Source organism: Methanobrevibacter arboriphilus (genome assembly GCF_019669925.1).
GTDB lineage: Archaea > Methanobacteriota > Methanobacteria > Methanobacteriales > Methanobacteriaceae > Methanobinarius > Methanobinarius arboriphilus_A.
Window position 1 is genome coordinate 771,384 of record NZ_AP019779.1, and the last position, 19,284, is coordinate 790,667.

Annotated in this window: 18 protein-coding genes, 1 tRNA gene and 1 other RNA gene; 6 read left to right on the plus strand and 14 right to left on the minus strand. The window is 24.9% G+C overall.

Annotation, left to right across the window (positions count from 1 at the left end):
- Positions 1-45: 45 nt before the first annotated feature.
- The gene (locus MarbSA_RS03395) at positions 46-594 is read left to right on the plus strand and encodes a FumA C-terminus/TtdB family hydratase beta subunit (protein ID WP_221061849.1); all 549 of its coding nucleotides are present in this window, start codon (positions 46-48) and stop codon (positions 592-594) included.
- A 46-nt stretch (positions 595-640) separates the two neighbouring features.
- On the opposite strand, the gene MarbSA_RS03400 is transcribed toward MarbSA_RS03395, so the two are convergent.
- From MarbSA_RS03400 to MarbSA_RS03420, 5 genes are all read right to left on the minus strand, one after another.
- Positions 641-1,000 carry an OapC/ArvC family zinc-ribbon domain-containing protein gene (locus MarbSA_RS03400; protein ID WP_042701627.1) on the minus strand — a complete coding sequence of 120 codons (360 nt, stop codon included), beginning with the start codon at positions 998-1,000 and terminating at the stop codon, positions 641-643.
- Between the two features lie 149 nt (positions 1,001-1,149).
- Entirely contained in the window at positions 1,150-1,500 is a 351-nt protein-coding gene (locus MarbSA_RS03405; protein WP_042701630.1) for a divisome-positioning protein B, read from the minus strand.
- 13 nt (positions 1,501-1,513) lie between these two features.
- On the minus strand, positions 1,514-2,128 hold the full coding sequence (locus MarbSA_RS03410) for a divisome-positioning GTPase DipA (RefSeq protein ID WP_042701634.1): 615 nt from the start codon (positions 2,126-2,128) through the stop codon (positions 1,514-1,516).
- 332 nt (positions 2,129-2,460) lie between these two features.
- Positions 2,461-3,171: a metal-dependent hydrolase gene (locus tag MarbSA_RS03415; RefSeq protein ID WP_221061850.1), complete on the minus strand. Its 711-nt coding sequence runs from the start codon at positions 3,169-3,171 to the stop codon at positions 2,461-2,463.
- 165 nt (positions 3,172-3,336) lie between these two features.
- Positions 3,337-4,578, minus strand: a complete 1,242-nt coding sequence (locus tag MarbSA_RS03420; protein ID WP_221061851.1) for a hypothetical protein — start codon at positions 4,576-4,578, stop codon at positions 3,337-3,339.
- Positions 4,579-5,080: 502 nt separating this feature from the next.
- On the opposite strand from MarbSA_RS03420, the gene MarbSA_RS10315 reads away from it, so the two are divergent.
- Complete coding sequence (locus MarbSA_RS10315; protein WP_394325776.1) at positions 5,081-5,272, plus strand: class III signal peptide-containing protein; 192 nt, start codon at positions 5,081-5,083, stop codon at positions 5,270-5,272.
- 13 nt (positions 5,273-5,285) lie between these two features.
- A complete protein-coding gene (locus tag MarbSA_RS03430) occupies positions 5,286-5,477 on the plus strand; it encodes a class III signal peptide-containing protein (RefSeq protein ID WP_054835238.1) in 192 nt (63 codons plus the stop codon).
- Positions 5,478-5,485: 8 nt separating this feature from the next.
- Here the strand turns inward: MarbSA_RS03430 and MarbSA_RS03435 are convergent, their stop codons facing one another.
- Positions 5,486-5,950: a phosphopantetheine adenylyltransferase gene (locus tag MarbSA_RS03435; RefSeq protein ID WP_054835237.1), complete on the minus strand. Its 465-nt coding sequence runs from the start codon at positions 5,948-5,950 to the stop codon at positions 5,486-5,488.
- Positions 5,951-6,251: 301 nt separating this feature from the next.
- Entirely contained in the window at positions 6,252-7,718 is a 1,467-nt protein-coding gene (locus MarbSA_RS03440; protein WP_221061853.1) for a transglutaminase-like domain-containing protein, read from the minus strand.
- Positions 7,719-8,707: 989 nt separating this feature from the next.
- Here MarbSA_RS03440 and MarbSA_RS03445 point away from each other — a divergent pair.
- The 3 genes from MarbSA_RS03445 to MarbSA_RS03455 all read left to right on the plus strand — a co-directional run bounded on the left by MarbSA_RS03445 (position 8,708) and on the right by MarbSA_RS03455 (position 12,970).
- Positions 8,708-10,363, plus strand: coding sequence for a radical SAM protein (locus MarbSA_RS03445; protein WP_221061854.1), 1,656 nt, complete (start codon positions 8,708-8,710; stop codon positions 10,361-10,363).
- Between the two features lie 296 nt (positions 10,364-10,659).
- Entirely contained in the window at positions 10,660-11,772 is a 1,113-nt protein-coding gene (locus tag MarbSA_RS03450) for a pyridoxal phosphate-dependent aminotransferase (RefSeq protein ID WP_221061855.1), read from the plus strand.
- Between the two features lie 286 nt (positions 11,773-12,058).
- Positions 12,059-12,970 carry a cation diffusion facilitator family transporter gene (locus MarbSA_RS03455; protein ID WP_042701652.1) on the plus strand — a complete coding sequence of 304 codons (912 nt, stop codon included), beginning with the start codon at positions 12,059-12,061 and terminating at the stop codon, positions 12,968-12,970.
- Positions 12,971-13,004: 34 nt separating this feature from the next.
- Here MarbSA_RS03455 and MarbSA_RS03460 read toward each other — a convergent pair.
- From MarbSA_RS03460 to MarbSA_RS03490, 7 genes are all read right to left on the minus strand, one after another.
- Positions 13,005-13,089: transfer RNA gene (locus tag MarbSA_RS03460), tRNA-Ser, on the minus strand.
- Between the two features lie 337 nt (positions 13,090-13,426).
- Positions 13,427-13,740: signal recognition particle sRNA (ffs, locus tag MarbSA_RS03465), an RNA gene on the minus strand.
- A gap of 421 nt (positions 13,741-14,161) precedes the next feature.
- Complete coding sequence (locus MarbSA_RS03470) at positions 14,162-14,557, minus strand: CBS domain-containing protein (RefSeq protein ID WP_042704384.1); 396 nt, start codon at positions 14,555-14,557, stop codon at positions 14,162-14,164.
- A complete protein-coding gene (locus tag MarbSA_RS03475) occupies positions 14,544-15,452 on the minus strand; it encodes a 2-phosphoglycerate kinase (protein WP_042701654.1) in 909 nt (302 codons plus the stop codon). The genes MarbSA_RS03470 and MarbSA_RS03475 overlap by 14 nt, the downstream gene beginning before the upstream one ends.
- Before the next feature lie 531 nt (positions 15,453-15,983).
- On the minus strand, positions 15,984-17,534 hold the full coding sequence (locus tag MarbSA_RS03480) for an MFS transporter (RefSeq protein WP_221061856.1): 1,551 nt from the start codon (positions 17,532-17,534) through the stop codon (positions 15,984-15,986).
- A gap of 29 nt (positions 17,535-17,563) precedes the next feature.
- On the minus strand, positions 17,564-18,262 hold the full coding sequence (locus MarbSA_RS03485; protein WP_042701656.1) for a metallophosphoesterase family protein: 699 nt from the start codon (positions 18,260-18,262) through the stop codon (positions 17,564-17,566).
- A gap of 335 nt (positions 18,263-18,597) precedes the next feature.
- Positions 18,598-19,119 carry a DUF2096 domain-containing protein gene (locus MarbSA_RS03490; protein ID WP_221061857.1) on the minus strand — a complete coding sequence of 174 codons (522 nt, stop codon included), beginning with the start codon at positions 19,117-19,119 and terminating at the stop codon, positions 18,598-18,600.
- Positions 19,120-19,284 lie beyond the last annotated feature (165 nt).

Sequence of the window (19,284 nt, forward strand, 5' to 3'; positions counted from 1 at the left end):
TAAAGCATTTGGAAAAATATTTTTAATAAATTTTTAGGTGGTTTTTTGAAAAAATTAATTGCTCCTGTGAGTTTCAATGATATAAAAAATTTAAAAGCTGGAGATATTGTTACTATTAGCGGAAAAATCATTACAGCTCGAGATCAAGCTCATAAAAGAATGATAGAAGAAGGAAAAGATAAAATACCTTGTGATATTGAAGGATCTGCCATATTCCATGCTGGACCAATCATTACAGGAGATGAAACATCTGGATTTGAGATAGTAGCTATTGGACCAACAACAAGTATGAGAATGAATCCTTATGAAAAAGAAGTAATCGAAATGGGATCAAAAGTTATAATTGGAAAAGGAGGAATGGACAATACTGTTAAAGAGGCTTTAGAAAATGAAGGTGCAATTTATCTTGTTGCAGTTGGAGGTTGTGCTGCTCTTTATGTTGATTCAATAAAAAATATAGATAATGTTCATTGGCTTGATTTAGGAATGCCAGAAGCCATTTGGGAATTAGAAGTTGAAAATTTTGGACCTCTTATCGTAGCTATGGATTCTCATGGAAATAATCTTTTTAATAGTCCAAAAAAACAAAGTTAAAATTATTAAAAATTGAAAAATAGTAAAATTATTAAAAATAGAAGAGCTAATCCTTTTTATCTTCCTTTCTACTTTTTTTTAAAAGAGAGTTTATATTTATAGCATAATTTCCTTCTTTATCAGAATAAACATCAGTTTCTCCTTCTAAAATATGTTGAAGATTTACTTCATAAACACCTTTATCTTCTACTTTTATGCTCTCAACAGAATTTTTATTAATACTTAATTTTTCTTCAGAGGATAGATCTTCAGATGATGGATTTTCTTTTTCTTCTTTCTCTCTACGTTTTTTCTCTTCAATAGCCTTAGTATTAACAAATTTGAAAAGTTTACTCCCACAATTCGGACATCCCTCTAATAAATCATCACCTTCTAATTCTGTTCCACACTTACTACATATATTCAAATAAATCACCATTAATAAAAAAATAAATAATAAAAAAATAATCAACTTAATAAATTAAACTTAATACTAATAATAAAACAGATAAATCCTATAAAAATTATATAAAAATAATATAAAGGATATTATAAAGATATTATATTGATAAAAATTTAATTATTAAGATCAGCAACCATAGATAAAAGATTAGATTGTTTTTTAACCGTTTTCATAACATTAGCAGGGCCAATAATTGTAATAACAACAGTTCTCTTCTTTGATAAACCAAAAAATGAAGCAGAATCTTTTTCTAATGTATGGACATCAATACCAACAAAATTTTCAATATCAATTTCTCTCATAGTAGTTTCAATAAGCTCTGCTCTTTCTGAAGGAGTTAGTCCACCTTCCATAACAACAACAGCGCCATTCTTAACCTTATCAATAATCATGTAAATTTTTTCCATGCTTGTGACATTTTCAAGAGCTTCGGAGGATATGAAATCCATTTTTAGTCCTTCCATTTTATACACTCTCCTAATTAAACTTATCAAACATTGCTTTATAAAGTTCTTCTATTTTTTCGCCATTCAAAGCAGAAATAGGAACAACAGTGTGCTGTGGGAAAACTGAAACTATTTTATCAGGATTAGAATTTTCAATATCAATTTTATTAGCTACCACAATGAAAGGGATATTCCTTGCTTCTAAATTACCAATTATAGTTATATTAGTTTGTGTTAGGGGATCAGAAGTAGCATCAACAACAAGAAGAACCCCTGTAACATCATCTAACCATTTAATTGCTTCAATAATTCCCTTAGTTGCTTCTTTAGCTCTGTTTTTCGCCTCATCCTCTTCTAATCCAAACTCTAAAAAGTTTTGATAATCAATTTTAGTAGCTATCCCAGGAGTATCAATAATATCAAAATCTAATTCATTTTCCCCATCTTTAATTACTACTTTTTCTTGTTTTAAAACAGTCCTAGTTTCATGTGGAATATTAGAAGCTGAACCAATATCTTTTCCCATCCAATCTTTAGCTATTTGATTAGCTAAAGTTGTTTTACCAGAATTGGGATGTCCATAAAGTCCTATACTGACTTTTTTATTTCTTTTAAATAAATTTTTTATAAAATCAAATAAACCCATTTTATCACTCAGAATAAATAATGAATTAAAAACTCTAATGATTATATTAATATTTATATTAAATATATTTATATCAAATATGTTTATAAAGTATGTTTTATATCGAATATGTTATATTAATATTATTTTAAATATTATTCAAAAATAATTATTACTAAAATAATTGTTAATATTATAATTATTAGTATTATAAATATTAGTATTATAATTATTAGTATTATATTTAATTATTATTATAGTAATTATTATCCTAATTATTAATACAATTGAAAACTCCATTATTAAGATTATATTATTATGCAATTTATAACATGTAATACTTATATAATAAACTATATTTTTTGAGATTTAAAAGTTTCTCCTGGATTTAGAATAACAACTTGTATTTCAGGAGTCATTTGCATCACAAAATTAGAAAATATAGCTGTATTTTGTTCAATTATTGGGAAAGTATTATAATGCATTGGAATAACTACATTAGGAGAAATCCATTTTGTAGCTATAGATGCTTCAAATGGACCCATAGTGAATTTATCCCCAATTGGCAATAAAGCGATATCTGGTTTGTAAATATCTCCAATCACCTTTTCCATATCACCAAATAGACCAGTATCTCCAGCATGAAATATTTTAGTTCCTTCTTCAGAAGTTATAAGAAAACTAGTTGGGCATCCACCAGGAATGATTTCTTCTAAGAAATCTAAAGTTGAAGAATGTTTTGCATCAAGCATAGTAATTTTTATATCTTGTATATAAATTGATCCACCCATATTCATTCCCACAGACTCTAATCCTTGCTTTGATAAAAATAAAGAAACCTCATGGTTTCCAATAATCTTTGCACCAGTTCTATTAGCTATTTCCATAGCATCTCCAAAATGATCAGCATGTCCATGAGTTACCAAAATTAAATCTGCTTCAATTTCCTCAACAGGAATATTACATGAAGGATTATTGCTTATAAAAGGATCTATTAAAATCTTAAGTCCTTTATCTGAGATTATTTCAAAGGCAGAGTGCCCTAACCAAGTAATTTCTACCATTTCACCACTTCTTATAATAAAATACCTTATTTCTAAATATTAGCTAATAACTATCAACCTATAATAAATATTAGCATATAAAATATAAAAATATAAAGTATAATAAATATCAATCTATAATAAATATGTATCTATAATATTATTCTATAATAAATATTAACCTAGTTATATTTTTAAATCATCAGCTATCTTCCATGATTTATCAAACATTGATTTAATATTAGAAATAGATTTTAAGTCATTGTAAACAGCACCAACATCTAAATCATTTTTAGAATCATTATTATAAATAATTAATGCATTTGATTCATCAGCTACTAAGTTAATTGTATCTATTGAAGGTAAAGTCTTTATTTCAACTCCTTGTTCAAGAAGAGAAGTAATTAAAAGAACATGAGACATATTCTTAATATCAAATTCCTTAATTATGATTCTTACATCTAAAGATGAAAGTTTTGATAAAAATTTATCATCATCAATATCATTTATGGAATCTATTTTTAAGGAAATTTCTTTTTTAGCATGTTTAGCTAATTCCTCGAATGCATCTTTAGAATTCATGGCTCCCTTAGAACAAATAACATAACTTCTTAAAAATTTGGAAGAATTTTTATCATCTTCAAAAGGAATTTTATTAATATCATTATCATTTATATTAAAATTATCCTCAATTTCATTAATATTATCCTTAATTTTATTAATATTATCATTATTAATATTATCATCTAAATTAGTATAACTTGATTCATTATGAACAGGTCTTATAAAATCATCACTTGCAAGTGCCTTTACAATTGCATCAGATTTTTTCATCCCATCAGTATTCAAATTTTCATTATCAGGTTGTATATGATTATTTTTATCGTTCATTAAAACTTTTTTGTTCTTTTTTTGTGGTCTTCTAGTTACTTTCATGGGTTTTTCATAGTTAGGAGTAAATCTTAACTTTTTGTTATTTTCGTTTGATTTAGGATTTATTGGTTTTAATACAGATTTTGAATTTTTCCTTTTTGAAGTGTTTTTAACTTTATCTTTTATTTTATTAGTATCAATAGATCCCAATTTATTATTAGTTAAGCTATTCCCTAAACTATCAGATAAACCAGTTTTTTTAATATTTTTATTAAGAGAGTTATTCTTACTCTTAATATTATTCTTATTTTTAAGATTTCCATCTAATTTTAATCCTTTAGATTCATTATTTAAATTTTTTTGAAAATCCTTCAATTTAGAAACGTTTCCTCTTTCAAAAAAAGATAATATTAGTAAATATGTTCCTATAATAAATAAAATTATACCAAAAATAGTAAAAATGTCTATAAGATGAAAAACATAGCTTTCATAAATGATAATTATCCCTGCAGCTACTAAAACTAATCCTCCAAATATTTTGACTATATTTGCCATTAAATCACCATACAAGAAAATTCTTTTTTATTTATTTTAATATCTTTAAGAAGCTATTTTAAGAAGTTATTCTAATGAACTTATTTTAATAAGGAATTTTAATAAGAGATAAAAATTCTAATTTAGTAACATAAATTTCATATAATCATGATAATTTTAATCCTCATCTATAATATATTATTTATAGTTTCTTCTCTTTATAAATATGATGTTTAATATCATAGAATTTAATAATAACAACAAATAATTTGTAATACTTTTTTTAAAATAGTTAATATTAAATAGTTGAAAATAGAAACAATAGAGTAATAACTTATGGAGAAAAAATAATATGAAAATTTTTAAAAATAAGATAACTGAAAATAAAGTAAATGAAAGTAAAATAAATGAAAATAGAACAAATGAAAATAATGTAAATGAAAGTAAAATAAATAAAAATAGAATAAATAATATAAAACAAAAACTTCAAAAAATCAATATTGCAAAAACTGAATTTCTAAAAATTGAATTAAAAAATCTTAAAAAAGAAACTAATGGGCAAGGAGCTGCTGAATATATATTATTGTTTGGAGGAGTGATTGTAATAGCAATAGCTGCATTAATGATATATAAAAACTATTTTTCAAATGCACAAACAAATTTAAATGCCAGCAATGACTTTGAAGATCTTAGAAATGCTATGAATGCAACTTAAAAAGAAGAATTTAATGAAAATAAAAAATAAGATTTATAAAGAGGAAGAAGGACAAGGAAGTGTTGAAATAATATTATTAATTGGATTAATATTAGTCATTGTTATATTAACAGGAAATTATATCTTTAATATTTCAAATTCAATAAATAATAGTTTAAAGCAGCTAATAGAAAAAGGAAGAGATGAAATTTTATTGGAAATATAATAAAAAAGTCATATTAATAAATGGCCTTTAGTATCTATTTCTCCTTTGCGAATTCTAGTAGAAGAAATAGGAATCCCATCTTCAGCATAAACAAAACTAATTACAATAATATCAAGAGCTTTCATTCCCTTACTTTTACGAATTTCATTAATTTCAATGGCAGTAGGCTCAGTTTCTTCACTTACAACAATAGCATCAAAATCATCTTCATAAATAGTAGACCCATAAGAATCATCCAATTTAGCAATTTGAAAATTATTATGCTTTGAAGATAAAAAATCATTCAAATTACCCATTCTTTTATCACAAGAATCAATATTTCCTTTTTTACCCCCAAATGCATTAGAAGTAACTCCGATAACTACTAATTCACCATGTAAAAAAGCTTCCTCTAACAGCTTCCTATGACCATTATGAAACCTATCAAAAGTTCCACCAACAGCTACCTTCTTATATTGTTTTTCTATTCTCATTTCAATCCTTAATAGACTTTGTTGATAATAAATCTGAAAATAATTAGTTTACATTAAATATTCTATTTTTATACATATATATTTATTGATATAATAAAATGGTTAAGAACAATAAGATTATTATACTAAAAACAAATTTTGGAAAAAGCTTCAAATAGAAAATAAGAATTAAAATTAAGAAATTTAAAAAAGTTTAAAAAATAAGAAAAATTTAAAAAATAAAAAATAAAATATGAGATTAAGGAAATCTTTAATTCAAAGAATAAACCTTAATCAATGAATAATACTTAAATTATCCAAATTAGAAACTTATTGAAGAATAGTAACCATAAATCTTAGCACTACTAGGTTTCCAATTATTTACAACACCAAAACTATTTCTTGAACTTGTTGTATCCGCAACTACCCAAGTATCTCCAATAAGAACTTGAGCCCAAACATGTCCATAAGTGTTTCCACTAGTAAACTGAGCTTGACCATTAGCATATCTAGCTGCTATTCCAGAAGATCTTAGTAATGCAATAAGTAAATGTGTTTTATCAACACAATTACCACTTTTAGAACTAAGTGTTCCAGTAGCTCCTTTTTTTGTGTTATAGTAAAAACTATAAGATACTTTATCTCGTACCCAGTTGAATATAGCTTTTGCTTTAGACAATTGTGTAGTGTATCCTTTTGTTATACTTGTAGCTAATGATTGTATTTTTGCATTTGTAGATTGACAATTTTTACTAGGATTTAAGTATTTAGTTAATGATTCTCCATTATATTTACTGTTTAAAATACTAGAAGGAACTTTTTCTTTACTTGAATCTGTAGTTGGTGATGATGAACTAGCTCTAGAATATTTAGGAATATATTTGTTTATTGAGTTCTTTTTACCTATGTTTAATGATAAATACTTTGGAAATTTAGAGTTATGAGAGTTACTCCAATTAAGTAGCTTTGAAAACTGATATATTACTGTTTGATATTGCATCTTTCCTAGTTTAGTTGATAGATAGTTAGGTGCTTTATTATACTTTTCCATAAACTTAATAAGGTTTTTTGAATATGTATAATACTGAGATTTAACTAATTTTCCTTTAATAGTAACTCCAGTTGGTTTTGATGGGTTTGAAATCCCATACTTCACAGTAACTTGAGAATTTTTACCATCATGTTTGTAATAAGTTGTTACACTTATTAAATACAAAAATTCTGGCATTGAAAATTTATATCCTGCTATAGTAACATAGTTTGGTAATTTTTTGTATTTTTTAATATATTTATAGACTGAACTAGCTGCATTTAATATCTGGCTTTGGGTGAGTTTACTTGGTCTTTCATCCCCACCAGCAGCAAATTTCTTTTCAGTGTCTGATTTTATTGATTCATGTTGATTAGCAGTGTTATTTGAGCTTAAATTATTAGAATTGATATTAGAAGAATTCACATTAGAAGAAGTTGTATTAGAAGTATTAAGATTAGAAGTATTAGTATTTAATATACCATCACTAGAAACATTAGTATTTGAACTTAAAGTATTAGAATTATTAGTATTTAGTAGATTATCATTAGAAGTATTACTAGGATCAACAGAACTATTAGCATCTGAATTTAGCTGATCATCTGAATTTAATACATTTGATGCATCTAATTCGTCATATATTTCATTATTAACGTTATTTAAAATATTTTTATCTTCAAAATTAACATTTTCATTATAATTTACATCACTTGCAAATGTTACCCCTATAGATAAAAAGAACAGAGATAACATTACCATAAGTAATGCTTTTTTCTTTAACGAAATTTTTCCACCTCGAATTATCTCATTATCATCATTGTCATTTTGACCTCACTTTTCAAATTAACAATTTGTATAATGGATAATTAGTATATTATACCAATCCCTTATAAACGTTTCTAAAATAAGAATAAAGAATAAAATGAGCTAATTTATTAATAATTACTATAAATTGAGGGAATAGCTAGAATACAGTTATAATTTATTCATATTATGCATAAGCATTTAAGGTAGTATGTTAAGTCATGCTTAGTTTTTACATGAAAATTAACCTAGTCAAAGTAAATATAGGTTAATATAAAGCTAATTATAATTTAAGCATTTATAATAAAGTATTTTAATCAAAAATAAGAGAATAATATGTTAAAAACAACAATTTAGTTAAAAATTAATATATTATTCAAAAATTCATTTGTTTTAAGAAAAGAAAATATAAATCTTATTTAGTCAAAATTTTTACTATATTTTTATTATATTTTTACTATAATTTTATACAATTTAATTAATCCATATTAATTTTATTAAAAATATCAATGAAAATAATAATTGTAATAATACTATAATATTGATAATATCTATAAATTTATAATAATATAATCAGTAATTATAGCAATAATATTAATAATATCAATAACAACTGTAATAATTGTAATAATTGTAATAATTGTAATAATTATTATATTAATAACAATAATAAAACAATTATAATAATATTAATAATGATAATATTGATGAAGTAAGGATAATTTTAATGTAAATAATAATGATATTATAATACAATGATGATAATAAAATAATGAATATTTAAAAAATATTAAAACTATAATATTAAAACTATAAATCATTGAAAAATTAAATTAATATAGAATTATAAAATTAAAACAAGTTTAATATAAAATAAACAAAAACAATCAAGAATAAGCAAAAACAACTAATAATAATTATCAAAGTATTAAAATAGAGAAATAATGATATATGAAAAAAATGTAATTATGAAAAGACCTTTGAAGGTTGATATTAGATTTGCATCAGTTTATCCAAATTTATATAAAACAGCAATGTCCTCTTTAGGATATCAAATAATATATGGAATGATAAATGAGAGAAAAGATAGCTGGTGTGAAAGAGTTGTTTATCCAGATACAAGGAGTATTGAATCTAACAGCCATCTTAAAGACTTTGATATAATTAGCTTTTCACTTCAATATGAACAAGATTATTTTAATATGTTAGAAATGCTTAAAAAAGCTGAAATCCCTATAAGAAGAAAGGATAGAAAAGTAAAAAATGATTTTGATAAAAAAAAATCTGACTATCCATTAATTATAGCTGGGGGACCCTGTGCAACTTCTAATCCAATGCCTATTTCTGATTTTATTGATATATTCATTATTGGAGAGTTTGAACCTATATTAAATGACTTTTTAGATTTATATAAAAAGTTAAAATATCCAATTAAACAATTAGAATCCTTTTTATCTTTAAAAGGAATATATCTTCCTTCAGTAAATAATAAAGTAAAAAGAATCATTGTAAAAGATATGGATCATGCTTACCATGTAACCAATCCAATAATCGCAAAAGCTGAAAAAAAAGAAGATGAAGATTCTTTACCAGTTTTTGGTAATTCAATACTTCTTAATGTATCAAGAGGATGTACACGAGGATGTAGATTTTGTATGTCAGGATACTTATATCGTCCACTACGAGAAACAAAGCTTCAAAAGCTATTCGATGTTGCAGAAAAAGCTAGAGCTAATACAGGTTTGAAAAAAGTTTCATTAATTGGAGCAGCTGTTTCTGACTGTTCAAAAATCGATGAATTGATAAAAGGATTATTAGATAAAGGATTTCAAATTTCAACACCTTCTATGAGAATTGAATCCATAACTACAAAATCTCTTAATTCTTTGAAAAAAAGTGGTGCTAAAACAATTACAATAGCTCCAGAATCTATTTATCCTCTTAGAAAATCTATTAATAAAAATATACCTGATGAGAAAATATTTGAAATTATTAAAAAAGCTACTGAGTTAGGGCTTAATTTAAAATTATATTTTTTAATAGGACTAATTAATGAAACAAAAGAAGATATTGAAGAATTAGCATTATATATTAAAAAAATACATTCTTTAAAAGACAAAAATTCTATAAGATTTAGTATTAATCCTCTAATCCCTAAACCTCATACTCCAATGCAATGGGAAGGATATGATTTAAAAGATATTAAATCTAAGATGAAATATCTTAAAAAAGAATTAAAAGGGATTGATGTTAAATTTTATAGTCCAAAAATGGGATTAATACAATATGTTTTATCTTGTAAAGGAAAAGAAGTAGGAAATATTCTAGAAAAGTCTCTTGATTTAAAAATTCCTGTCAAAGAATGGGAAAAACATAGCAAAGGATATTATATTAAAAATAGTAATAAAGATAATATTACTAGTAATAATAGTAATATATTATCTGGAGTGTTAGGGTCAGAAACTAAACTTCCTTGGGAAAATATAGATATTGGATTAAATGAAAACTTTCTAAAAGAAGAAAGAAAGAAAATATTTAACTATGAAAATACTGAATGGTGTCAAAGAGCATCATGTTATAAATGTGGTATTTGTAAATAGATACTCATATTTTATAAAATATAGATATTAATAAAACATTCTACTAATAAAATATTCTATAAAGTATCATATTATAGCATATATTTTTCATATAAGTAAAAAAATAATTAAAATTATAAATAAAAAAATAACTGAAATATAATTGAATTATAGTTAAATTATAATCGAGATATAATTGAGATATAATTGAGATATAATTGAGATATAATTGAAAATTATATCAAAAACTTAATACTTAATTAAATAACTAATTAAAAATCAAAAAATCTAAGGAAATACAGAAAATAGTGATAACTATGGTTAAACCAGCTGAAAGACTAAAATCAATTGAATTATCCCAAATAAGAAAAATGTTCGAAGTGTGTGATGAAAATGCCATTAGTTTAGGGATAGGGGAACCTGATTTTGATATTCCTGAAAATGTTAAAATAGCTATTAATGATGCACTTGATGAAGGTTTTACTCACTATACACATAATAAAGGTTTTTTAGAATTAAGAGAAGAAATATCAAAAAAACTTAAAATTGATAATAAAGTAAATATAGACCCTAATTCTATATTAGTTACTGTAGGGGCGAGTGAAGCATTATATATGTGTGCACAAGGATTTTTTGAAAAAGGAGATGAAATATTAATTCCAGACCCTGGTTTTTTATCATATAAAGCCTGTGTAGATATTTCTGAAGCCACAGCTATTCCTGTTGAAGCAAAAATTAGTAATAATTATAAAATTAAGTTTGAAGATGTAGAAGAAAAAATATCATCAAAAACTAAAGCATTCATAATGAATTCTCCTTCAAATCCAACAGGAGCAGTTATGGATAAAAAAGACATTAAAACTATTGCTGATTTAGCTACTGATCATGATTTTATCATAATTAGTGATGAAATTTATGAAAAAATAATATATGATAAAAAACATTACTCTCCTAAACAATTTACGGATAATGCTATTATTATTAATGGTTTTTCTAAAACTTATGCAATGACTGGTCTTAGAATAGGTTATTTAGCTGGAGAAGAAGAAATAATTGAAGAGCTACTTAAAGTACATCAATATAATACAGCTTGTGCTCCTTCAATTTCACAAATAGCTGGATATGAAGCCTTAAGAGGACCTCAAGGATATGTTAAAACTATGGTTAAAGAGTTTAAAAGACGAAAAAATTTAATTTCAAAACGTTTAGATGATTTAAATCTAAAATGTACTCCTTTAGAAGGAGCATTTTATGCATTTCCCCAAGTAGAAAATGCTAAAGATTATGTTAAAAAAGCATTAGATGTTGGTGTTATCACTGTTCCAGGAAGTGGATTTGGTCAAACATGCGATTGTAATGTAAGAATGTCATATGCAAACTCTTATGAAAACATTGAAGAAGCTATGAATAGATTAGAGAAAATTAAATAATAAAACCATGAAGAATAATATTAAAATAATAACAAAAACATTACAACAATAACAAAAATATTACAACAATAAAAGTATTAAAATAATAAAAATACTAAAATAATATATAGTATTAAAATAATAATAAAAAATATTAAAATAATAATTAGAAATTAAAATAATAATAATAATAATAATAATAATAGGAATAATACTAATAAGAATAATAAGACTAATAATAATAAAAAAAATATTAACAATAATAGTACATATACATTTTAAAAAGCAAACCAAGGGTTGTGTTTAAATAGAATATTCTAAACGAAATAAAGAAGGAAAAAAAGCAGCTACAATAGGAATAGCTGGAAACATATTTTTAACGATTTTTAATATAACCATTGGAATAATTTCAGGTAGTTTTGCTCTTGTAGCTGAGGGAGCGCATACACTATCAGACATAGCTACCTCAGTTATAGCTTATGTTGGTTTTAAGATAGGTCAAAAACCTCCTGATGATGAACATCCATTAGGACATGGAAGAGCTGAATCAATAGCAGGTCTAGTTATAGTTATATTCTTAACATTAATAGCTTATGAAATAATAAGTTTAGCAATTGAAAAATTATTTTTCGGAAGTAATATCTCCTCACCAACATATTTAGCAGGAATAATGGCATTAGCAGGAATAATAATTAATATATTTATGAGTAGATATATTATAAACGTTGGAAAAAGAATAAATAGTCCTGCAATAGTGGCTGATGGTAAACATCAACAAATGGATATATTATCATGTATAGCTATTTTAATCAGTGTTATATTATCACAGTTTGGTTATACTTTTTTAGATCCACTAGTAGGATTAATTATAGGATTATTTGTATTGAAAGCTGCTTTTGAAGTTGGAAAAGACAATATAAATAACATAATGGGAAAATTGCCATCAAAAGAATTGATTGATGAAATTAAAGAAGTTTCTAATTCTATAGATGGAGTTTATGGAGTTCACAGTATAAGAGTGAATTATTTTGGTTCATATGCAACATTAACATTACACGTTGAAGTTAAATCTGATTTATCATTGAACAAATCCCATGAAATAATACACAAAGTTCAAGATAAACTAACAGAAAAAATAGATATAGTTCAACTAGTAATAGCACATGCATGCCCATATGGAGAAGAATACGACCACAAAGAACCTCTCGATAAAATGTAACAATGCATAATTTATCAATTCAAAAAAAGAAAAACGCCGGGGACGGGATTTGAACCCGCGAGATCCAAGGGATCATTGGATTAGCAGTCCAACGCCGTACCAGGCTGGGCCACCCCGACATATGATTTTTAAAATATTTACTAAATAATTAAAACAGCTTTATTATTTTTTATTTTATCTTTAGTAATCTACTATTTTACTTTATGATTTATGCTATTTAAAACAGCTATCTTGTATTTGTATGATTTTACTTATAAACCTTATGCTATTTCATTTACATAATAATAAAAAGACTATAATTTATATTAAAACATCATAATAGTATCTCTATTAATTTAGCTGAAAAGCTGAAAAACTCTAAAAATCTATTTTAATAATATTTCAAAATAATTAGTTTAATTATTTAATTACAATATTCAATTTATAACTTAATTATAATACTTGAAATTATAATAATAAGCGGCATGTTCAGAAGTGGACTAGTATCAATAATAACAGTACTCTCAAAAATCAACTCCGCCCCGCTAATCTACAAGCATCAAGTGTTTATGGTAGAGCTGCTCCTTTCCAGGCCTGACACGTTCCCACAAAAAACATAATTAATCTTAACCCTCCAGTTAAGACCTTATGACCAATGATCCTGTAGGACGAGGTTTCTATATCAATTTTCAAGGCTGTTATTAAATCCAAAAGCCGCCTTCTGAACTTCAACTGCACCTAAGGGGGTGTGTGCTTACAGAGGACCCCTAACCCTCCAGTCTAGCCAATAAAGATATTGTTTTTAATGTTATATAAATGTTTTTAAATTAGTTATAAATTTATAAATAATATCAAAATTCTATTAAAAAAATACTCAAATATATTTAAAAATGATTAAAAATATTTAAAAATATTTAAAAGTCATATAAGTAGCTAAAAAATTAAAAATATCTTTTAAACTAAAAACAAAATACTGATAAAAAATGCATTTATTCTTAAATATCAAAATATAAACAAAAATAGATTAAACAATGAAAAATAATTAGATAAGAAAAGAACAAAGTAATGAAAAAGTAATAATAAAAAAGTAATATGAAAAAATAATAAATGAAAAGTAATAATAATCTGAAATAATGTAATAATATTACAATTATATAATTCAATTATTTAATTATATATAATAATATAAGCTCCTAAAGATCAATAACATAATTATTTAAGAGCCTTTATAATATCTCCATCAGATATTATACCAACAAGAGTGCCGTTTTCTAAAACAGGAAGCTGGTTTACAATGCTACCACCAGGAGCATTCTCTTCCATAGTACAAATAGCATCATATAAAGATTCTTCAGGACTTACTGAAGTTACATTTTTGACCATTACACTTGAAACTTTTGTTCCTAACTTATAATTATCTAATATCAAATTATACCCTAAATCCGAAGCTGTTACAATCCCAATCATCTTTCCATCTTCATCTAAAACTGGAAGAGCACTGACCTTATTTTTCATTAATTTTTCAAATGCAAATACAACATCTTCATCGGGATTCGTAGTAAAAACATTTTTAGTCATTACCTCACTTACTTTCTTATTTTTTAACATCATTTATACCTCCATAAGTTTCAGTTATATGTTTTATTATTGAATCTATAGTAGTTACAACATCAATATTTTCAATAGCAGGAACATCGAATTTACTTGCTTGTGATTCAAAATATTTATGAGTTTTTCTAATTGCATAAAAATTATCTAAATATCTTTGAAGAGGCCTTCTAGCCCACATTTGTCTACATCTTGAGTAAAACCTACCTTTATGTATTTCTTTATCTTGTAAAGTCAATACAAACATTACAACATTATTTTTTTCCATTAATTCTTGTTTAATAAATCCTGGAACTACATGGACCCCTTCAATAACAATACTTATCCCTTCTTTTAAAGATCTTTCGATAACTGCATCAATCCCAACACTCACAGTATCTACATGATCTCTAAAACCAGCTAAAACATCATCAAACTCAGGAGGAGGAGGAACTCTCATTCCTTTGTATGCTGTAAAGCTTGATTCGTGTATAACAGGAATTAACTCCTTAGATACAATTTTACGCATAACTTCACGAATCATATCAGTACTTATCATATTTCTAATGCCTAAACGATTAGCTATTTCAAAAGCTATTGAAGAAGTTCCAACACCAGAAGCACCACCAATTAATATAATTAAAGGTTCAGTCCCTTTTTTTATTTGTCTCCAAGCAATATATTTTTCAGCTATCTCTGGGTCTTCATCCCTTAAATCATCGACAATAAGCTCAACTAATTCATCAATAGTGATTAAACTCAAGTTTTTATCTTTTAATTTAGCCTCTATACAAGAAGCAAAAGCATAAGCTTTATTGGGACCCATTTCTGCCCTTGTAAGTGATCTTGAAAGAACACCTTTTGAAAAAGGTTCAGTATATACTTTTCCACTAACTTCTCCTTGTACCATAATCATCTAATCACCTGTTAAAAAATGAAAATAAAAATGAAAATTTAGCCTAAAATGATAAATAACATAAATAATTCAAATTTTAATTTGTATAATATGAAAAATAGCTATTTAAATAGTATAGCTAATTTAATAATTTATTGAATTAACTAACACAAATTTGAATAAACCTTAGTTAAATAAAAAAATGCTTAATCAATTATAATAAGTAGATAACTCAACTAATATTTAGTTAAAAATAGATAATTAACTAAAATATTCACAACTAATTATATATTATCTAAAGCATTTAATATAATTTTTTATTTATTTCTGTTAAAAATAGTTTCTATTAAACAATGCAAAATAACCATTTATAATAAAAAAAATATTGAAAAATATAATAAAAATTAAATATTTAAATAAAATATCATGAAAAAATGTATTAACATAACAATTAAATTAATAATTAAATTAATAAATATATTAATTATTAAATTAGTGAATGTAATAATAATTAAATTAATATTATAAAATTTAATATAAAATATTAATTTATCAGCTAATCATTCTTTTACCAGATTTCATTCCTACTAAAGAAGCTATAACCGCTATAAAACAAAGAACAGTAGAAAATACACAAGCTATTTGAGAACTTAATATTAGAAGTGAGAAATATCTAGGAATAATCGGAACTGAGCCCATTATCACAGCAAAAATAACAGTAAGCATACCTAAACTCATTGTCTGACCAATAACCCTTACTGTGGAAACAGTTGCAGATGCAAGAGATGCAAACTTCCTTGGAACTGAACCCATAATCGAATTAGTATTTGGTGAGGAAAATATCCCATAACCAATACCTTGTAAAACCATAGAAACTACAATAACATATAAAGGCATAGATTTATCTAAAAATATTAAGATAAAGATAGCTACTGTAACAAAAACCATACCTAAGGATGCGAGTTTTTGAGGCTCAATTTTATCAGATAGTTTACCTGAAAATGGTGCAATTAATGCCATGAGTGCAGGAGTAACAATCAGAATTAAACCAGTTGTTTGAGGATCCATATGTCTTATATACTGTAAATGATAATTCAATATATAAGTTACTATAAAAGTAGCAAGATAACTTATTAAAGCTGCTAATGTAGATGAAGAAAATTTTAAATTCTTAAAAAACTCAACATGAAAAACAGGAAATTTCTGTCTTAATTCCCAAAAAGCAAATCCTGCTAAAAGAATCAAACCTAAAATTGTTAAAAATACACCAGTTAGCTGATTCAATATAGTGAAACCATACATAAATAAAAGTATTCCAATAGAATAAACAAATGTGCCTATAAAATCAAAAGGATCTTTTTTACCAGTAACCCATTCATTTTTAACTTTAAATATTAATATAGCTAATGGTATAATTAATAAAGGTAAGGTAAGATAAAAAATACTAGGCCATCCTAAATTTTTAGTCAATATTCCTCCTAAAACAGGTGCAAGAGTTAATCCAATATAAACACTAGATATTGTTATTCCAATCCCTTTTCCTCTTTCTTTAGGAGGTAATGCTTCAGTTATCATTGCAAGAGAAGCTATATTTAACATAGCTGCTGCAATTCCTTGAATAACTCTAAAAAATATTAAATGATAAGCAGAAAATGAAATGGATGCTCCAACAGACCCTACAAAGAAAATCAATATTCCTAATATAAAAAACTTTTTCAATCCATATTTACCTGCTAATTTACCAAATGGAACCGAAAATATAGCTATAGAAAGCAAAAAAGATGTAGCTAACCAATTTTGAAGAATAGCATTTATGGAAAATTGACTAGCTATTGCTGGAAGAGCAACAGCTATAGCAGATGTTGAAAATGCTGTGATAAAAGATGTTAATGCTGCTAAAAAAATAATTAAGTTTTTTGAAGAATCTTTCTTCAAAATACCATCTTCATTTCCATTTAAATCAAAAGAATTAGTAATATTCTTATTTTTATCTTCAAAAATCTTTTTATCTTCAGAAATACCACTATCTTCAGAAGTACTATTTTCAAAAGTATTGCTAATATTTCTAGGAATATCTTTTATAAAATCATGAACATTTACCATTTTATACCTCTATTACAATTATACTCCTATTATAATTTAACAAAATTAGCTATAATGTTATTATTTTTATCCACTTCAATTAAACATCCATGGCCCTCTTCAAGCATTCCAGGATTAATAATTACAGTATCACCCAACATATCCATAGACATTGCTTCATGTATATGACCACATATATTTAAACTAGGCTTATATTCTTCTATTATTCTTCTAATAGCTTCACTTCCTACATGAGAACCATCAGCAATCTTATCTGCTTCTGTATCCTTAGGAGGAGCATGAGTAACTAAAATTGGGATTTTTCCATGTGGAAATTCATCAGTTGGTTCTTTTACAGAATCAATATTTTTTGATTCTAAAACAGCTTTAATAGATTTATAAAAAGTATCTTCATCAAATTCACCAGGAGTATCAAAAGGTGTAGGATTAGACCCTCCAAAACCATATAAAACTAAATTTTCATATTCAATTACAGTATTATGAATACAAACAGCATTAGAATCAATTATCTTTCTTTCTACACCATCAGGATCACAATTTCCAGGAATAGCAAAAATTTCAGTTCCATACTCAGATAGTTTATTAATGAAGTATTCTACAAAATCTACAGGTCCAAAATTGGTTATATCTCCAGAAACAATCAATAAATCAATTTTATTATCATTTAAATAAGAATATAGCTTATTATTTTCATTACCATGAACATCACTAATAGCTAGAATATTCAAAATAGCACCTCAAAAAAATTCCTTAATAATCATATTTAATTTATGTTTTAATATTATTAAACTTTTATATCTAATGTTTAGATAATAGTTTTTATAAAAATAAGGAAAATTAAACAAAAATAAATATAAAACTAAATGATTAAACAAATATAGAAAATATTAGAAAAAATAATATAAAATGATAAAAAATAGAAAAAGTAGAGAAGATAAAGAAAATAATATAAAAATAATAAAAAATATAAAAAATAGAGAAGATAAAGAAAATAATATAAAAATAATAAAAAATAATATAAATAAAATTAATAGAAAATTAATTATATAATCATGAAATAAAGTTATTCATTAAAAAAAGGAGCGAACTCTTTTAATGCTTTTTTTATATTTTCAGAATCACCATAAATAGCTATAGTAGTATCATCCTCAAATTCTATTATGAGATTAAAATATTCAGCTATTTCTTGAGTACGATCTTCAGCTATTGGTTTTTTAAGATGGATTTTTGCAGAGGAAAATCCTGGAGGAGCACCTCCAACAAATTTAGAAGAGGATTCTGCCTGTTTGTAAATTTCTTCACCTAGATTAGCCCTTCTTAATTTATCAATCCACTCATTATAATAATCATCATTAACATCTTCAGCATATCCAAGAAGTTTATCCTGAATTTCTGTAATTCTAATATTAGCTTTATCAAACTCTTTAATCATGTCAGGATGTGACATATCTTTTTTATAGAAATTAATAGATGTTTTGAGAAGACTTATATCTTTATTAACCGAATTAGGAATATCTACTCCTCTTTTTTTAAGGTCAGTAAGAAGTTCAACTAAAATTAACCAATTTTGTTCAATAGATAACACTAAAAATCATCCCAATACTAAATACAGTGCATTAAATTGTAATATAATTAATTTGGATATAAATAATTTATATAATACTGATATAATTAATTTATATAATAATATTTAATTAATAATATTTAAATAATAATATTTAAATAATGTTTGATTTAAATAATAATTTAA

What these genes read in the sequence shown, in the direction of transcription:
- MarbSA_RS03420 (WP_221061851.1), bottom strand. Translation starts at nt 4,578, where the DNA reads ATGGCAAATATAGTCAAAATATTTGGAGGATTAGTTTTAGTAGCTGCA.
- MarbSA_RS03435 (WP_054835237.1), bottom strand. Translation starts at nt 5,950, where the DNA reads ATGAGAATAGAAAAACAATATAAGAAGGTAGCTGTTGGTGGAACTTTT.
- MarbSA_RS03430 (WP_054835238.1), top strand. Translation starts at nt 5,286, where the DNA reads ATGAAAATAAAAAATAAGATTTATAAAGAGGAAGAAGGACAAGGAAGT.
- MarbSA_RS03475 (WP_042701654.1), bottom strand. Translation starts at nt 15,452, where the DNA reads ATGATTATGGTACAAGGAGAAGTTAGTGGAAAAGTATATACTGAACCT.
- MarbSA_RS03440 (WP_221061853.1), bottom strand. Translation starts at nt 7,718, where the DNA reads ATGGTAATGTTATCTCTGTTCTTTTTATCTATAGGGGTAACATTTGCA.
- MarbSA_RS03450 (WP_221061855.1), top strand. Translation starts at nt 10,660, where the DNA reads ATGGTTAAACCAGCTGAAAGACTAAAATCAATTGAATTATCCCAAATA.
- MarbSA_RS03405 (WP_042701630.1), bottom strand. Translation starts at nt 1,500, where the DNA reads ATGGAAGGACTAAAAATGGATTTCATATCCTCCGAAGCTCTTGAAAAT.
- MarbSA_RS03445 (WP_221061854.1), top strand. Translation starts at nt 8,708, where the DNA reads ATGATATATGAAAAAAATGTAATTATGAAAAGACCTTTGAAGGTTGAT.
- MarbSA_RS03470 (WP_042704384.1), bottom strand. Translation starts at nt 14,557, where the DNA reads ATGTTAAAAAATAAGAAAGTAAGTGAGGTAATGACTAAAAATGTTTTT.
- MarbSA_RS03415 (WP_221061850.1), bottom strand. Translation starts at nt 3,171, where the DNA reads ATGGTAGAAATTACTTGGTTAGGGCACTCTGCCTTTGAAATAATCTCA.
- MarbSA_RS03410 (WP_042701634.1), bottom strand. Translation starts at nt 2,128, where the DNA reads ATGGGTTTATTTGATTTTATAAAAAATTTATTTAAAAGAAATAAAAAA.
- MarbSA_RS03480 (WP_221061856.1), bottom strand. Translation starts at nt 17,534, where the DNA reads ATGGTAAATGTTCATGATTTTATAAAAGATATTCCTAGAAATATTAGC.